Raw genomic sequence first — 16,030 nt, forward strand, 5'->3', positions numbered from 1 at the left:
TATAGATAATTCAAATAAAAACTACAGCTTCGACTTCGCTCAGCTAGCTTACACCGAGGGCTGAGCGAAGTCGAAGCCCGTCTACAAGTTATTTAAAACAACTATATCGGTCGTAAGGTGGCGATCGTCTGATCGGTCATGCGGGATGGATATCAGTCAGCATAATTCACGTCTTCATAAATTTCAGAGATCGTGCATTCAAAATCAATGCTGGGAAACTGTACCAAATTATCTCTGCCATAGGATGTTAGCTCCCACTTGCTACGTTCGTTTAGTCGAAAGACTTCAACTTCAACTTGCTCCGAGCTAACTAGCACATATTCACACAAGCTGCTTAACTGACGATAACGGGCAAACTTACCACCTCGGTTGTAAGCCTCGGTGCTAGGAGACAAAACCTCAATAATCAGAGTTGGATAAAATACGGCTCTTGCAGAATTGCGATCGCGATCGTCGCAAGTCACCAATAGATCGGGATAGAAAAACTCACCATTTTTAGAAATTCCCACCTTCGCATCCGAACCTAGTACTCGACAATTTCGACCTCTAACATGCGGGCGCAATAAAGCAATTAAATTAGCAGCGATCGTACTATGGTCGATTGTCCCGCCTGCCATCGCAAATACTTCTCCATTGATGTACTCATACCTGATTTCTTGCCTTGCTTCCCATTCAAAATATTCATCAACCGAGATTTTGGGATTATTTGGTACAACTATCATTATTTCGACCTCAAAATATTAGAACTCACCTTACAGCGCTTTGCGCTCAAACCCAAACCAAGGAAATTTTTGAAAGCGTTGCTTTGCAACGCTTTCAAAAATTTCCTTGTGGTTCGTTTGATCGATAATTGCTGTAGGTTAAAACATTGCTAATCCTCAAATCAAGTGCGATCGCCTCCCGTGCATTGCAAAACACTTCTGCTTTAAGTCGCGAATCACCACATAGCCCAATCACTAAGATATTAATATGCTCGATATAGGCGGCGTTGAGTGCAGCTTTGCCTTCTTCATATATAAGAGGTATGCCTGGTTGGATAATTGCCAGATGTTGAAAGAATTGATTAGTACTCGCAAAGCAACGATCTATATATTGACTGAGTAAGTCAAAGTCCACTTCAGTTTTGCCTTGGATATCGCCGAGGGTATAGGCGATCATATCGATGGGGGTACGATCGCTAATAAATGGTGTAGCTGCATCCTGCCAAACTTGCTCGGCAGCATCTAAAACATGATTTTGGACGAACAGCCGCGTATTAAAGTCCATCGGTTCGGCAGGATCTAAACCAAGTCGGGCAAAAACTTGGCTAGTCGTGGTACGCACGAAGGGAATATGCAAGCGATTGGCTAGGGCGATCGCTAAGGTGGTTTTACCAGTGCGATGTGCGCCACAGAGTCCCAAATTGCCATTAAGCTTATACATCGTCTGGATCGATGCCTAAAGCTCTTAACCGCTCCGCAAGACGATTTGCACGTAGGCTTTCTTGTTCTGCACGTAGGCTTTCTTGTTCTGCACGTAGGCTTTCTTGTTCTGCACGTAGGCTTTCTTGCTCGGCGCGTAGGCTTTCTTGTTCTGCACGTAGGCTTTCTTGTTCGGCGCGTTTCTGGTGGGATTCAGCTCGTCTACGCTCTTCAGCGGTGCGTTGCTGTTCTTGCCACACTTGGATTTCTGACTGCTGTAAACGCTGGCTTAGTTCTACTGGCGATAAAAATCTCTGACCATCAGGACGCGAGATAATTAATTCCTGTCTGATCGCCCAATCAAATTTAATCCCTAATAATGGGCTGCCCCAATTGAGCATCGATGGAATTTGCACTAGGCGATCGCCTACTCTCTGCCAGCCTTCTAACATGAGATCGTCGGGATCGTAAATATAATATTCCTGAACGCCATAGGTTTGGTAAAAGTCAAACTTATCTTCAAGGGAATCTTGCCCGCGCCGATCTTTATTGCTGGGGGACAGGATCTCAAAAACGACCTGTGGCGCAATGTTATCTTCTAACCATTGTTTATAAGATCCCCTCCGACCTTTAGGACGACCTAGAGCCACCATCACATCAGGCGCAACTCGTTTTTGAGTGTGACGGACTGGATACCAGAGCAAATCCCCTGCTACAAATACATTAGGATCGTCGGCATACATGATCTCTAGGTTTTCCTTGATAATCACAATCCAGCGATATTGCTCGGTATTGTCAGCCATAGGATTACCATCACTGTCAGGATAATCAATCTCAGGAGCGATCTCTGTATCAGAGATTAAAGGTTGCAGAGTCATTAATTTACCCTCGCTAAAACCTGTAAATATTCAATCCATTCTACAACCACGCTAAATTCCAAATACTTGCTTGGCGCGATCGAGATAAGCTTGGCGATCGTCTAAGCCATTTAAACCACCATTGATAATTTGGGTAATCGTGACGATATCATCACTATCGGCATAATTATTGATTTGATTGGTATCCCAAAACCAACCCGCGCTCAAACAAGCCAGATCGAAGTCTGCTAAGCGTTGGGGATTACCGATCAAGTCCACTCCAAGCGCTTGACCGCAAGAAGCGTAGTTAGAGCGTCCCGTTATCTGAATGAGTCCGCGCCCCTTGAATCTAACTCCATCCCCAGGACGGGTATTGCCCAAATCCTTGCGCCCTTCATAATCCGAACCAGAGGCATATTCTTCATTAGTATTAAAGCCATCACTTTCATGGGCAGTTTGGGATAGGAAATGGGCTTTGCGTAATGGGGTAGTAATGCCATAACGCTGCATGGTGGTATTGAGGTTGGGTAGCAACTGATTGAGTCGATCTTGGCTAGTGTAGATCGCGATCGCTTTTAATTGGTCTAGGGTCAGCAGATTGGGAGTAGCGACCGTGGGCGGATATAAACCAGCATAGGGTTCTTGAGTAGCCACACGGGCGGGCAAATTATTTAAGGCGCGAATTGTACTATCTACCAATACATCTTTGGGATTGAAATCGTCCTTGAGATCGGCTATCAATTGCTGTAACCGCTGGGATGCTAATTTGCGGTACTGTACGAGGTTTGGTGCTTGATACAGACCTTCATAGGGCTTACGGAGAATGGGACGTAGGGGCAACCTACTCATTACCCGAATTAGGTCATCAATTCTGCCATCGATATCGGTATAGTTGGGATCGGTAATAGTCGCGATCGCCGCAACTAAAGACTGTGAGGCTTGTTGTCGCCATGTGGCTAGATCGGCAGGGGGAAATAGTCCTGAATAGGGCGATCGCCCTGTCGGACGTGCGGGCAATTTACGAATAAAGCGAATTAAATCATCGATCGCCCCATCATAAACACTACCCTCAACATTCTGAATTTTGGGAACCAAAGCTTGAAGCGTAGTTGCAGCACGGTTTCGCCATGTTTGCAGATCGGCTGCTGGGAAAATGCCCGCATAGGGTTGACGACCATCAGGACGAGCAGGCAAATTATTGAGCGCGCGCACAAGATCATCTACTAGTCCGTCACGATCGGTAGGAGCATTGCCAACAATTTTAGGAACTAGAAAGGCAAGGGTTGCGGCAGCTTGCGATCGCCAAATCTCAACTTGTTTCATCGTCTTGCTGTAAAACTTACTGTAAAACCTGCTGTAAGAGCTGCCATAAAAAGTTTGGCAAGCAAACTCTTTACTATCATCGTATGAAACGCCCGAAAATTAATTTAACAAAGAAGGGATAACGCAAAAATATTTGTCCTAATACACTAACTATCCCTTTGCGTAAACTAATAATCGCAAGGGGTAAGTAGGGTTCTAGATAGGATGTAAATGTCTGAATTAAATTGTCGAAACGACCATTTATGGGCTGGAGAAAAAGTAGGGCTACCCAACATAACAATAGGGTTAGGATCGCCGCGATCGCAATAAATCGAAAAACTGGACTTTCTAAAATCTGAAGCAGGTTTGCCAATAACTTCTGATTAAATTTTGGCAATGTCGGTAAGTCGATATTCAGCCGAGAAAAAATCCACCAGATCGACAAGACAGTGATCGGGGCAGCGATCGCCACCATCCAAGGATTCGTTAAAAGTGAAATTACCAAAGGCGACCAGCTCAACCTCTTGCCGATATCTCGTAAGGGGTCGCACCATGTAATGGTCGTGACAAAAGATATCATCGCGATCGCAAAGGGACGCAATTTTTCCTCAACATAGTCCACGATCGCTGTCAAAAATTGGCGAGAGATCTGACTGACAATAAAACTATGGGCTTTTAAAATGCGATCGGCTTGAGGATGGTAGAGGATATCTTGACAAATTTTTTGGCAAAGATCCCCATCAATATTCATTAATGTTCTGAGTATGGGCGATTCGGTTAATAACGATGGAGATGAGGAAACAGATGCAGATATAGTTTCAGCTATAGTTTCAGTTGACTCCGTGTAATAAGTCCAAATCACGATCGCCCCTTGGCGTAGGGAAGCGATACCAACACTTGAAGCCAGTACTTGCAATAATTCTTGACTTTTAAATTTATAAATAATTTCTGCACGATCCAGCAGCCCGTAATTAGCTAACCCCTTAGTATCTAGATCGATCTGTTCTACAACATTTGGGTTAAGCCGTAGACTAATTTCATCATTGGCAATCGCCAGCCACTCAGGTGTAGCCACCTTAACTCCACAATCTATAAATTTCTATATTTTTTACAATAGGTTTTCATCTTTGACAACCTATTGAGCGCGAAACGGCATAAGACTTTTGACCAGATTTACACAGGTGGTAATGAGTCCAGACCATTGCTTTTGAGCATTTTCTACACCTTGACGATGCAAATCAAAAACAAGCTGGGTCATTGTCGGATCGATTTTGCTTTTGCTAGGCATAAACAAATCGTCTAGGAATTTATTTGTCAAGTCTCCGTCAAGATGAAACTTAGTCTGGGCAAAAATGCGCTCGCCATTAATAACTGACTGTTCGAGTTCCCATAACTTCCGAAAATAACGAATCATCGGGGCATCGGAAATGATCTTACCGCTAGCATCCTTAGGAATCTTCAACTTTCCTAACTGCCTAGAGATTTCAGAATAGCAGGCATGTTCCCGCTCAAACTGTTCCTTAGCAAGAGGATCTAAGGAATTTTTGCGATCGTTAAAAATTTGTTCGGCGGCTTTGTAAGCTTCTAAGTCTTGGTTATAGCTAGTCAACTCAGCCCTATATTGCTCTATCGCTGCGGCTTCCTTTGGTAGTAAGGAGGTTGACGTTTGTTGCGGAAGTGATGCTCCCTTTGGCTTGAGTTGAGCGCTACGTTCGAGTAGAGATTCTTTAACGTCTTGCAGTCCTTGCTCAGTTTTGTATGCAATCTTATCGGAAATATCCATATAAAATTCCTGCACATCAAACTTTGACATGGGAATATTTCCGACGATCATCGTATTGATCTCTAGAGAAGTAATCTCTTCCAACACATCTTTGATCGTTTCTCGAAAGCTATTGAGCGATGCACTTTGTCCTGCTGCTTCCTTGGGGACACTTTTCTCATCAGACTTCTCATCTACAGACAAAGAATCCGCTACTTGCTTTTTTGAGGCTTTTTCAATCCTAGCATTACTCCTCTGCTCGTCTTTCTCAGCGTTGCTTTTACCAAATTGCATATGCCTAAGCCCTAAATCGAAGGTTCATTGAAAGCTCTAAATGCTGTAAACAAAATCCTAGCAACTCATTGCTTGCTACATTGTTCTAAGAATTATGATTTTTTGATTTTAATAATGTCAATACAAGTCTTGATTAATACAAGCCTTATACTAATGCCAGTCTTGATTAATGCCAGTCTTGATTAATGCCAGTCTTAATTAATAAAAGTCTTGATTAATACAAGTCTTGTTAGCAATTCAACGATTCAATCAATTAAGCGTAGCTTGGCAAACGTGTTACACCTGCATTGATATCGCTAGGCTTCTCCTCTTTGTTGCCTTGTAACATTTCTGTCACTTTTTCACCAATATCTACTAGGGTTTTGAGATTATTGGCGATTGTTTCCGCCCCCTTTGCGACCTGAGTTTCATGAAAGCTACGTAGCTCTGCATAGGGAGATCCTTGCAAGAAATCAGCCCCGATCTCATTTTCGATATCACCATCGATCAGGTTAATAGTCGTCTTGAGACGATTACCTTCTTTATGGGTAGTATCGCCTTCATGGGCAACCCAAGTTACGATTTCCAACTCCACAAGATCGGAAAATATCTCTACCAAAGCATCACCAAAGTTCTTGCTTTCTTTAAGCTTGTCTTGAAAACGCACCGACGCAGTAACTGTCGCAGTTACGGAGGTAGAAGAAGTTGCGTACGTCATAATAGATACCTAGGGTAAAATCCTAATAAATTTAGATCGGACAAGATAGCTAAGTTAAATTTTAACCGCTTAACCACAAACTTCTACATAATCAAAGACTTTATATAAATCAATCTTTATGATTTTTGAATAAATTGATTTCGACTCAATTAATTTATTCATAATTTATGAAATCTATCAGCAATTTAATTAAACCAACTTTAACTTTAATTTAATGGTAGTCAGATAGTTCAATTAACTCCATTGGGACAAAGCTTTCTTGGGGCAACAAAATTAGTTGGGAGTAAATCAGTTTTCCAGTCATATCTATGCGGTTGATCGCTATGCCCATCGGACGGGGCAATTGCGCTGCATAGGAATCTGCGTAGTATCGATAAATCTGTTTAGCAGCTCTAATAATGAGCGGATCGACTTTTTTGGCTACAGGTTCTGGTCTTTCTGGATGTTCGAGGCGTTGGGCGGCATATGACACAATGTAAACCCCTTAAATTTAACTATTCTTTTGCCTTATAAAAAGCGGCATCAGGACTTTAGCTGACTTTGTTTTTTTTAGCAAGATTTGAGCTTAGGATTATACATTAGTTGATGTTTTTTGGGCTGCTTTCCAGCAAAAAATTAAAGCAAAAATTAAAGCAAAAAATTAATTGCTCTTAATTACCTTCAGCGCTAGCTAGTTTCAGGCGAAACAACTTGCTATAGAAGATTTGCGGGAAATCCACATAGCCTTTGTCACGAATACTCGAAACCACCTCAATTAGATAGCCCACAAATTCTGAATTTTCTAATGTCATTTCATAGCTCATGTCGGCATCTCCATCGAAGGTTACTCGGCATAGGACGAGGTCGGAGGGTAGATTGGCAACCCGCCATACTGCCATAAAAGAAACGGGAGCACTTCCCTCTATATGACGTTCACCAGTAATTTCACCATGTTTGTATAGAGAAATTGCGTAAGGGAGAGCCTGACGCTTGCTTGGCTCTCGATAATAGGGCATGTAGATTGAAACTTCTTGCGGAGCAGCAGCTTTAAGTTCGATCGCCATAGGTGTAGCGCCTTTATTGATGACTGTATTGGGTGAATTTTTACAAAAAGATTAGCAGGTTTTGGGAAGATTGAGACTGAGACCATCCAATCATCTCCAAGAATTTTGGTTTAATACCAATTCCCAAAATGGCGTTGCAATTTTGGGAATCTCAAAACCTTACAGGGTTTGGTGTTTAATTCACAAAAGTGTTGTCACACTTTCGTGAATTGGTATAATACCAAATCACAAAATGGCGTAGCCATTTTGTGATTTTAAAACCCTTACTGGATTTGGGTTTTAATTACCAAAAGTGTAGCCACACTTTTGGTAATTGGTTTAGGTAGGTAAGTATGGGCGACGCACAGCGCCGCCCATACTTACCTATTTAGTTTTGGTTAGCGATTAGGGTGAAACGCGATCGATTACCTTGATCTTGCCATCGGGTTGCACTTCCCAAACGTCGTAGCTGCCTTTGACATCGCCATATTCATCTAGCTCGACATTGCCACTTGCACCTTGATAGTCAATCTCTGTACCTGCCTTAACAAGTTTGATCGCTTCGCAAACGTCAGTAACTTCCTTGCCAGGAGCATTGGCAATGTCACGAATTTTGCTCTTGATGCCGTCACCTGTGGCATCTTTGGCAGCTTCAGCAGCGATCGCTACTAGGGCGGCGGCATCATAGGAATGGGGGACAAAAGCGGCTAGATCTTGCCCTGTTTTATCTTTATAGTTCTTGGTAAATTCGGCAAGGGCTTTACCATCGGCTCCCGGAACTGTGCCGATCGCTCCTGCCAAGATCAATTTACCATCGGGAGTATTGCCAATTAGCTTCGGAAAATCTTCGGTTTTAACGCCATCGGTAAGCAGAATTTTTACATCTTTAGTTAAACCTTGCTCGAAAGCAGCCTTGATAACTGCACCACCAGAATCGGGATAGAGAATAGCAGCGACGGCATCGGGTTTGCTGCCAAAGGCTCCTTTTGCCTCTGCTTCAAAGGTGGTTGCTTTGGGATCGTAACGGGTCGGTTTGCTTTTATTTACAATTGTCCCGCCCAGTTTTTCAAAAGCTTCCACAAACGCTTTCTCAAAGCCCACGCCGTAGTCATTGTTGATGACGAGGGTAGCAACTTTTTTCGCTCCTTTCTTATAGGCTAAGTTGGCGAGAGCTAGAGCCTGATAAGTATCAGGTGGGGCAGTGCGATACCAATAGCCTTGAAATTCACCTTTTTTTGCCCGCTCGGTAAAGATGGGGCTGGTGCTGCCAGGGGAAATCATCACGACTTTGTTAGGAACGGCGATCGCTAAAGCAGCGGTGGAAACACTACTGGCATAAGCACCAACTACGGCTCCGACATTATCGACCTTGACCAGCTTAGTCATCGCTTCCGCACCTGCGGGCGGGTCGGTGCGATCGTCTTCTTTAAAATAAGCGATCGGCTTACCTAACACACCGCCGCACTTATTCACGGTCTCAACGAGAAAGTCCGTCGCCTTGATCATGGGCGCACCGATCGAAGATAGATCGCCCGTCGCTGGGAGTAAGGAGCCTAAACGGAGGGCATCTTTAGTACCGCCACCAGAGCCTGTCGCTGGTGTTGTGGGGTTAGAGCCTGTAGATGTTGGGCTAGACTGACAAGCCACAATCCAGATAGTTGTCACTATCGCTAGGAAAGCTAGGCAAAGTGTGGAGAAAAACCTTTTAGTCATGGTTGCGATGAACTACGATCATACATATTTACGAAGTTGCTGTAATTGTATCTGCAAAGTCTCATGCCATCCACCATCGATCCACGCCGTCAAAGAGAATTAGTCCGTTTATTAGAACAGCTCGGACTAGAGCAGACAAAACTAGAAGCGATCAATCCATCGCTAAACCCTGAAGGTTTTGACTGGCTGCTAATCGATCGCGCTTTGGTGCATCCGAGTTTCTCAACTACCTACAACAACGACCAATTAGAGTTTGTGGGCGATAGCGTATTGCGCCTGTCGGTGAGTTTATTTTTACAAGAGCGCTATGGCGATCGCTCAGTGGGAGATCTAGCTGCATTGCGATCGCATCTCGTTAGTGACAAAACCCTCGCCGAAATTGCCAGCATTTACGAACTGCAAAAATATGTGGTCGTCTCGAATGCGGCTCGGAATGATGCCCAAGCCCTGCGATCGCTCCTAGCGGATGCCCTTGAGGCTTTAATGGCAGCAATATACGTCAATACAAGGGATCTGCACTTGATTCGCAAATGGCTCGATCCGCATATGCAACGTTTTGCCTCAGCGTTACTAGCAATTCCCGCTTTGGGTAACTACAAGGTCGCACTGCAAGAATTAACGCAGGGTCGGTGGAAAAGGCTACCCGAATATCGCAACATTGAAACAACGGAATCAAAGCAGACCAATATTTTTTCTGTAGAAGTATGGTTTAACGATCGCTGTTGGGGCAAGGGACAGGGTAAAAGTATCAAGGCGGCGCAACAAGAAGCGGCGGCGATCGCCCTTGAAAGAATGCAAAATGAAATTTAACCGCCACTAAATAGCACCAATTTATTAGCGGCTTATTAGCGGCGCAAATTTATTTTAGGTAATTTCCATCTATTCCCATCTATTTCCCATCTATTTCCCATCTATTTCCATCTGTAGATATTTGGCAGATATTTGGCAAACCTTCATCATATTTATTAAGATTCACACTTAAGCGTATAAATACTTAACGTCAAATCGTAAATTTTTCTACAAATACAGGACAAGCATCGTAATATTTCTTAGTGTGCTAATTTCGCTTTTCTGCTCAATTTTTATAGATTAGTGCTTCGTGTGGTAAGAAGGAGTCAAGAGTCATTCTGATACTAATATCGATCCTAGCCGCCCTCAATGCTGTGGCAGCAATGTGGCTATTACTTTATGGGCTAAATGCTTATTGGCTCACTGCTGTCCATAAGCCTAAGCTTTCTCTACGGAAACAGCTTGTTTTTCCGCAACTTAATCCTGCTAGAGAATACCAAACCGCTCAAGCCGCCACAGCGCCATCAACAAGTGCAGGGGCGATCGCTGTCAATAAATTTGACAATTTCGATCAATTTCGCCTCGACAAACCTCTAACCAATAGCTTTGCCAGCTATGTTTTGGCGGTCGATCCCCCAGAGCTTCACGCGATCGCCTTAGAGGAACTACCAATCGTTACGATCCAGTTGCCGATTTTTAACGAGCGCTATGTATCGCGCCGCTTGGTTGATGCTGTGTGTAAGCTGGACTATCCCTGCGATCGAATGCAAATTCAGGTACTTGACGACTCTATCGATGATACGCAAGAGATCCTCAGCGAAACCGTCCAAGAATACCAAAATCAAGGTTTCTGGATCGAATATGTCCATCGTGTCAATCGCACAGGGTTTAAAGCAGGAGCTTTGCAAGACGCAATGCCTCTGGTGCAGGGAAATTACATTGCTATTTTTGATGCTGATTTTATCCCCTCTGCTAACTGGCTCAAGGATACGATCCGCCATTATGTCGAGAATCCCGATGCCAAGGTAGCAGTTGTCCAAACCCGTTGGGGACATATAAACTCGGAATATTCGTTGCTTACCAAGTTACAATCCACGGGCATAGACGGACATTTTGCGATCGAGCAGCAGGCAAGGTGCAACAATGGCTATTTCTTAAATTTTAATGGTACTGCGGGTATTTGGAACCGACAGGCGATTATTGATGCAGGTGGTTGGCATGCCGATACCCTCGCTGAAGATATGGACTTGAGCTATCGCGCTCAACTCAAAGGCTGGAAGGTAGTTTATGACAATAATATTGTCGCGCCTGCGGAGCTACCCGTTGCCATGCTTGCCTTCAAATTACAGCAATTTCGCTGGGCAAAGGGGAGCATTCAATGTGCCAAAAAGTTAATGTTTCCCATCTGGGAAGCCAATCTCAGTTTTCCAGTCAAATTTCAAGCCACCATGCATTTATCGGGATATTCAGCCCATCCTTTGATGTTGCTTTTGGTTTTGCTTTCCATTCCTCTCATGCTGATCACGCCTGATAGTGCGACCGCTTTGCGAGTGTCTTTTGAGGGTATTTGGTCGGTATTTATGCTGCCAGCTACCTTTGGCCCCCCGTTTTTATATTTCCATGCCCAACGCGACCTATATCCCAAGCTTTGGTATCGTCGCCTCGGACGGATTTTTCTGTTAGCAGTTTTAGGCACAGGTATTTCTTGGAGCAATAGCCGTGCGGTATTCGCGGGCTTGTCAAATACTGGCGCAAATTTTCGCCGTACGCCCAAGTTTGATATCAAACATAAGAGCGATCGCTGGGAAAATAAGGCGTATAAAATCCCCCTTGATGCTACGGCGGCGATCGAAATCGGGCTATGCATTTATAGTGCGATCGCTTCGGTATTGGCTTTCCATAAGGGGCTATATATAACTTTGCCCTTTATGGTCTTATATGCCTTGAGCTATGGCTATGTTGGCGGATTGACTCTCTGGCAGTCTTGGCAACAATCACGTAATTAACTGAACAAACCGAAATTAGAGAGCGCCAAACGCTCTCTAAATTTTATAATGGTCAATATGTGGTCAATTGTTATCCCAACTTATAACCGCCTACCGATATTGCAGAAATGCCTGCAAGCGATGGAAGCGCAGAATTTTACAACTCCCTATGAGATTGTAGTAGTTGATGATGGCTCCACCGATGGCACGGTGGAATTTTTGCAGAGCCATCCCCAGCAATTTCCCCATGTCCGCTTGATTTTGCAAAATCATGAGGGAGCGGCGATCGCCAGAAACACAGGCATCGATGTCGCGCTTGGCGAAGTAATCGTATTTATCGATAGCGATCTTGTCGTTACCCCCATATTTTTATCAGCCCATGCAAAGGCTTTAGAAAAATCCTTGGCTAATGGCGATCGCGCCTTTACCTACGGTCAAGTAATTAATACGGCTAATTTTGACGACCCCACCTCTGAACCTGTCAAAATCACCGATATTTCCCATGCGTTTTTTGCCACGGGTAATGTAGCGATCGCCAAGCATTGGCTGCTCGAAGCAGGCAAGTTTGACACTGGCTTCCGTCAGTATGGCTGGGAAGATCTAGAACTGGGCGTACGCCTCAAAAATCTCGGCTTAAGACTAATCAAATGTCCTGAAGCCGTTGGCTATCATTGGCATCCCGCCTTTACGATCGAACAATTGCCAGCCCTCGTCGATGTGGAAGCCCAGAGGGGACGTATGGGCGTATTGTTTTACCAAAAGCATCCCACTTGGCAAGTGCGAATGATGATTCAGATGACATGGCTCCATGTATTGCTTTGGGGAATATTGTCCTTGGGCGGCTTACTCAACGAGCGCTCGCTGCGTCCTCTCCTCACGTGGCTCATCAATCAAGGGAAGCCCCAACTAGCCCTAGAAATCGCTAGAATTTTCTTGAATTGGTACAACGTTAAGGGCGTATATGCCGCTTATCGAGAAACTAGGCAAAGCCTATGAAGGTTTCCTTAGAATTTCTCTATCACTTTCATTGCGATCGCTGTCGTAAATGGTGGAGTCGAGCCGACATCGAGCCCCAAATTGGCGAGCAAGTTTACTGTCCTTACTGCGGTCATATTAATACCGTAGAAGCGGTACAAACTTTCCGCAACGCAGCTCGCGGCGGTAGCTGTCTCAGCCAAAGACCCGATGAAATATAATCAAAAAGCTGTAGCGCACTCTACGCACGCCACAGTTTTTAAATCTGGTTTTGATACCAAACTAAACCTAAGTAAATGGTCGCAATTAAATATAAAAACCTTAAACCTATAGCGCACGCTGCGCGTGCGCTATAGGTTTAAAGTTTGGCTTTGGTTTTTACGCCCTTGATAAATTCGACAACGAACATTTCTATATGTCCAATCCCAATATCATTCTGGCAGGTTATCTCGCAGGAGCCACCGACTACATCCCGATCGCTGAGAAATTAGCCAAGCAAAATATAGCGGCGACGGTAGTTCCTTTAAAGTGGTGGGAATGGGTGCCGACAGTAGGCGGGCGATCCATTGCCCCCATTTTAGAAAAACTAGATCGAACCGTAAACTTAGAATTAGAGAGATCGGGTGCATCTAAAGTCAATATCATTGCCCATTCGGCAGGGGGATGGCTATCGCGCATTTATCTAGGCGATCGCCCCTACTATGACAAGGTTTGGGATGCGCGATCTAAGGTCGCCAAACTCATCTGTCTCGGAACCCCCCAGCGCAGCCTTGAACCTTGGTCGCTCAGAAATTTAGGATTTGTCAATGACAATTATCCCGATGCTTTTTATGACGATATTGAATATATCTGCGTCGCAGGGAAATCTGTCCAAGGCGCAAAGTCTTCACCGCAAAAATGGCTAGCCTATAGCAGCTATGAACTTACTACGGGGCAAGGAGATGCTTGGGGCGATGGCATCATTCCCCTTGAAGCAGCCTATTTAAAGGGGGCTACAAATATTGAAATTGATGGGGTTTATCATTCAGCAAGATCGGGGAAATGGTACGGATCTCAAGAAGCGATCGATATCTGGTCGAAATATCTTTGAATACCAAGTTAAGAAATGGCTACGCCATTTCTTAACTTGAAAACCCAGTAATACCAAAACACAAAATGGCTACGCCATTTTGTGTTTTGGTATTACTGGGTTTGGTTTTCAATTTCCGAAAGTGTAGCCACACTTTTGGAAATTGGTATAAGGTTTTGAGATTCCCAAAATGGCGTTGCCATTTTGGGAATTGGGATAACGCCTAGAAAGAATCTCTGCGACACCCCTGAAAGGATGGCGATCGCCACTAAAAAGCAAATATCAGCCAAAAGGCTTATGAAAAAGCCTTCAATTTTACAACAATCTAGTAGACATTTTTAAAAGGTAGATGTATAGTATAGAGGTGTGAGGAGCGAACAAAAGAAAAAGCCTAGGAACGAAACAGGGAAAGTAACCTAGGCTTTTTCTTTTGGTTAATATAAAAAAGAGGGAGTAGTAATTACTACTCCCTCTTTTTTATGGATTTTTATGGATTTTTATACCAAGTTAACAAATGGCTACGCCATTTCTTATAGCTACAGTCACTTGAATGAGGACAAATCAAACCCCAAGAATTGAGTAGCGGCGCGAAGCGCCGCCACTCAATTCTTGAGGTTTATGTCCTAATACACTTGGCGACAGCTATATAGCTGTCGCTAAGCATCTGTCGCTAAGCCTACCCAAAAAGGATGAGTGGCGGCGCTTCGCGCCGCCACTCATCCTTTTTCTAGCTAGCGCTTTTGTTGCTATAGCTGCGCTATAGGTCAATTCTCACAAGGACAAAGGGTGGTACGACCAAACTCGTAAATTCCTGTTCTTGGTTAGCATTCCAAGAACTCAGCTCTTCGGCAGTGGGATGGCGTAACCATCCATCCTCGATCCAAGACTGAACTAACTGCGTATTATCTTCGGTTAGAGCTATTCCCACATCGACTAGATCCAACTTTGCCCCAACTAAAATCACCCTTGCCCTTGCCGCATGGGGAGATAGCCATTCCCACAGCGCCACATCCACCATTTCTTCTAAATCTTTTCTTGCCGTACTCACTAAAATTCCTCGCTATCATCAACTGCGCGATCGCCCCCAATAACCTCTAAGTACTTAGCTTTGATCGCTTTAATATCTTGCCATGTTAACCACTTCGGACTACCTTGCTCGCGACTTTGATTGCGCAATAGATAGGAGGGGTGGAATATGGGCATAACAAAACGTCCTTCCCACTCATACCATTGACCGCGTACCTTAGTAATTGATAGCTTTTCTGCCAATATCGATTTGAGGGAAGTCGCCCCAGTAAGCAAAATGATCTTAGGATCGATCAATCGAATCTGTTCTAGTAAATAGGGCTTGCAAGTATTTGTTTCCAATGGGGTAGGAACGCGATTATTGGGCGGACGACATTTGACGGTATTACAAACATAGACATCTTTAGTCGTGTCAAATCCCACCGATTCTAAGATTTTGTCTAAAAGCTGTCCTGATTTGCCAACAAAGGGCAATCCAGATAAATCCTCCTGCTCCCCAGGAGCTTCACCGATGATGAGAATTTTGGCATGGCGATCGCCTCTTTCGACAACGACATTAGTGCGCGTTGTGGCAAGCGGACATTTTTGGCAATTACAAGCTGCTTCGCGCAATGCTTCGAGACTGTCAAACTGCTCGTACGCTATAGCTTCAGGAACTGGGCTTTTAGCTGAACGGGGAGCTTTTTTTACCGTTGTCACCTCAGTCGTCACCTCTGCATGGGGAAGCTCAAGCAAAGGAACCTCCGATGGAGTTAGATCGAACAGGCTCATTTGTTCTTTGTCAGTCATAGAAAGCGTATATGCCCCAAAGTCATTGCTTATAGCTAATATTTTACCTATGTAATTACCTATGTAAGCAATCCTGTAATCAACATATTTTGGACTTTAGGCAAAAGTAAACTTACAGCGCTTTGCGCTCAAACCCAAACCAAGGATTTCCTTGCGATTCGTTTGATCGATAATTGCTATAAAACCAGAGAGCACCGCCCGCTAAGTGGGCGATACTCTCTGGTTTTGTTTTTTATACCAATTACCAAAAGTGTGGCTACACTTTTGGTAATTGAAAACCAAACCCAGTAAGGGTTTTAAAATCACAAAATGGCGTAGCCATTTTGTGATTTGGTATTAATTATGCTGAG

17 protein-coding genes are annotated in these 16,030 nt (G+C 44.1%); 5 read left to right on the forward strand and 12 right to left on the reverse strand.

Annotated elements, in window-relative coordinates:
• Positions 1 to 152: 152 nt before the first annotated feature.
• The 10 genes from AC805_RS07255 to AC805_RS07300 form a co-directional block, all read right to left on the reverse strand.
• Entirely contained in the window at positions 153 to 722 is a 570-nt protein-coding gene (locus AC805_RS07255) for a Uma2 family endonuclease (protein WP_055074798.1), read from the reverse strand.
• Positions 723 to 816: 94 nt separating this feature from the next.
• Complete coding sequence (locus tag AC805_RS07260) at positions 817 to 1,422, reverse strand: AAA family ATPase (protein WP_055074799.1); 606 nt, start codon at positions 1,420 to 1,422, stop codon at positions 817 to 819.
• Positions 1,415 to 2,278, reverse strand: a complete 864-nt coding sequence (locus AC805_RS07265; RefSeq protein WP_055074800.1) for a Uma2 family endonuclease — start codon at positions 2,276 to 2,278, stop codon at positions 1,415 to 1,417. The genes AC805_RS07260 and AC805_RS07265 overlap by 8 nt, the downstream gene beginning before the upstream one ends.
• A 51-nt stretch (positions 2,279 to 2,329) precedes the next feature.
• On the reverse strand, positions 2,330 to 3,580 hold the full coding sequence (locus AC805_RS26125) for a glycoside hydrolase family 19 protein (protein ID WP_055074801.1): 1,251 nt from the start codon (positions 3,578 to 3,580) through the stop codon (positions 2,330 to 2,332).
• Positions 3,581 to 3,656: 76 nt separating this feature from the next.
• Positions 3,657 to 4,634, reverse strand: coding sequence for a hypothetical protein (locus tag AC805_RS07275; RefSeq protein ID WP_055074802.1), 978 nt, complete (start codon positions 4,632 to 4,634; stop codon positions 3,657 to 3,659).
• A gap of 60 nt (positions 4,635 to 4,694) precedes the next feature.
• Positions 4,695 to 5,615 (reverse strand): hypothetical protein, encoded by a 921-nt coding sequence (locus tag AC805_RS07280; protein ID WP_055074803.1) that lies wholly within the window; start codon positions 5,613 to 5,615, stop codon positions 4,695 to 4,697.
• 253 nt (positions 5,616 to 5,868) lie between these two features.
• Positions 5,869 to 6,312 carry a hypothetical protein gene (locus tag AC805_RS07285; RefSeq protein ID WP_055074804.1) on the reverse strand — a complete coding sequence of 148 codons (444 nt, stop codon included), beginning with the start codon at positions 6,310 to 6,312 and terminating at the stop codon, positions 5,869 to 5,871.
• A gap of 211 nt (positions 6,313 to 6,523) precedes the next feature.
• The gene (locus AC805_RS07290) at positions 6,524 to 6,784 is read right to left on the reverse strand and encodes a hypothetical protein (RefSeq protein WP_055074805.1); all 261 of its coding nucleotides are present in this window, start codon (positions 6,782 to 6,784) and stop codon (positions 6,524 to 6,526) included.
• 178 nt (positions 6,785 to 6,962) lie between these two features.
• On the reverse strand, positions 6,963 to 7,355 hold the full coding sequence (gene ebsA, locus AC805_RS07295; RefSeq protein ID WP_009625032.1) for a type IV pilus biogenesis protein EbsA: 393 nt from the start codon (positions 7,353 to 7,355) through the stop codon (positions 6,963 to 6,965).
• Positions 7,356 to 7,739: 384 nt separating this feature from the next.
• On the reverse strand, positions 7,740 to 9,047 hold the full coding sequence (locus tag AC805_RS07300; RefSeq protein ID WP_055074806.1) for an ABC transporter substrate-binding protein: 1,308 nt from the start codon (positions 9,045 to 9,047) through the stop codon (positions 7,740 to 7,742).
• A gap of 63 nt (positions 9,048 to 9,110) precedes the next feature.
• Between AC805_RS07300 and rnc the strand changes: the two genes are divergently transcribed.
• The 5 genes from rnc (at position 9,111) to AC805_RS07325 (ending at position 13,886) form a co-directional block, all read left to right on the forward strand.
• Positions 9,111 to 9,857: a ribonuclease III gene (gene rnc, locus AC805_RS07305; protein WP_055074807.1), complete on the forward strand. Its 747-nt coding sequence runs from the start codon at positions 9,111 to 9,113 to the stop codon at positions 9,855 to 9,857.
• Between the two features lie 362 nt (positions 9,858 to 10,219).
• Positions 10,220 to 11,842 (forward strand): glycosyltransferase family 2 protein, encoded by a 1,623-nt coding sequence (locus AC805_RS07310; protein WP_082429426.1) that lies wholly within the window; start codon positions 10,220 to 10,222, stop codon positions 11,840 to 11,842.
• A gap of 48 nt (positions 11,843 to 11,890) precedes the next feature.
• Positions 11,891 to 12,817, forward strand: coding sequence for a glycosyltransferase (locus AC805_RS07315; RefSeq protein ID WP_072143549.1), 927 nt, complete (start codon positions 11,891 to 11,893; stop codon positions 12,815 to 12,817).
• Entirely contained in the window at positions 12,814 to 13,017 is a 204-nt protein-coding gene (locus AC805_RS07320; protein WP_009625027.1) for a hypothetical protein, read from the forward strand. The genes AC805_RS07315 and AC805_RS07320 overlap by 4 nt, the downstream gene beginning before the upstream one ends.
• A gap of 194 nt (positions 13,018 to 13,211) precedes the next feature.
• Positions 13,212 to 13,886, forward strand: coding sequence for a triacylglycerol lipase (locus tag AC805_RS07325; protein ID WP_055074809.1), 675 nt, complete (start codon positions 13,212 to 13,214; stop codon positions 13,884 to 13,886).
• A 736-nt stretch (positions 13,887 to 14,622) separates the two neighbouring features.
• Here AC805_RS07325 and AC805_RS07330 read toward each other — a convergent pair.
• Together AC805_RS07330 and AC805_RS07335 are read right to left on the reverse strand one after the other, a co-directional pair.
• A complete protein-coding gene (locus AC805_RS07330) occupies positions 14,623 to 14,913 on the reverse strand; it encodes a DUF2288 domain-containing protein (RefSeq protein WP_055074810.1) in 291 nt (96 codons plus the stop codon).
• The gene (locus AC805_RS07335) at positions 14,913 to 15,680 is read right to left on the reverse strand and encodes a uracil-DNA glycosylase family protein (RefSeq protein ID WP_055074811.1); all 768 of its coding nucleotides are present in this window, start codon (positions 15,678 to 15,680) and stop codon (positions 14,913 to 14,915) included. Before AC805_RS07335 ends, AC805_RS07330 begins: the two co-directional genes overlap by 1 nt.
• Positions 15,681 to 16,030: the final 350 nt, after the last annotated feature.

It is taken from the genome of Pseudanabaena sp. 'Roaring Creek', from assembly GCF_001402795.1.
Lineage (GTDB): Bacteria > Cyanobacteriota > Cyanobacteriia > Pseudanabaenales > Pseudanabaenaceae > Pseudanabaena.

Excerpts from the sequence above, each read along its gene's own strand:
- AC805_RS07255 (WP_055074798.1), bottom strand. The coding sequence starts at position 722 with ATGATAGTTGTACCAAATAATCCCAAAATCTCGGTTGATGAATATTTT.
- AC805_RS07260 (WP_055074799.1), bottom strand. The coding sequence starts at position 1,422 with ATGTATAAGCTTAATGGCAATTTGGGACTCTGTGGCGCACATCGCACT.
- AC805_RS07265 (WP_055074800.1), bottom strand. The coding sequence starts at position 2,278 with ATGACTCTGCAACCTTTAATCTCTGATACAGAGATCGCTCCTGAGATT.
- AC805_RS26125 (WP_055074801.1), bottom strand. The coding sequence starts at position 3,580 with ATGAAACAAGTTGAGATTTGGCGATCGCAAGCTGCCGCAACCCTTGCC.
- AC805_RS07280 (WP_055074803.1), bottom strand. The coding sequence starts at position 5,615 with ATGCAATTTGGTAAAAGCAACGCTGAGAAAGACGAGCAGAGGAGTAAT.
- AC805_RS07285 (WP_055074804.1), bottom strand. The coding sequence starts at position 6,312 with ATGACGTACGCAACTTCTTCTACCTCCGTAACTGCGACAGTTACTGCG.
- ebsA (WP_009625032.1), bottom strand. The coding sequence starts at position 7,355 with ATGGCGATCGAACTTAAAGCTGCTGCTCCGCAAGAAGTTTCAATCTAC.
- AC805_RS07300 (WP_055074806.1), bottom strand. The coding sequence starts at position 9,047 with ATGACTAAAAGGTTTTTCTCCACACTTTGCCTAGCTTTCCTAGCGATA.
- rnc (WP_055074807.1), top strand. The coding sequence starts at position 9,111 with ATGCCATCCACCATCGATCCACGCCGTCAAAGAGAATTAGTCCGTTTA.
- AC805_RS07310 (WP_082429426.1), top strand. The coding sequence starts at position 10,220 with ATGTGGCTATTACTTTATGGGCTAAATGCTTATTGGCTCACTGCTGTC.
- AC805_RS07315 (WP_072143549.1), top strand. The coding sequence starts at position 11,891 with ATGGTCAATATGTGGTCAATTGTTATCCCAACTTATAACCGCCTACCG.
- AC805_RS07320 (WP_009625027.1), top strand. The coding sequence starts at position 12,814 with ATGAAGGTTTCCTTAGAATTTCTCTATCACTTTCATTGCGATCGCTGT.
- AC805_RS07325 (WP_055074809.1), top strand. The coding sequence starts at position 13,212 with ATGTCCAATCCCAATATCATTCTGGCAGGTTATCTCGCAGGAGCCACC.
- AC805_RS07335 (WP_055074811.1), bottom strand. The coding sequence starts at position 15,680 with ATGACTGACAAAGAACAAATGAGCCTGTTCGATCTAACTCCATCGGAG.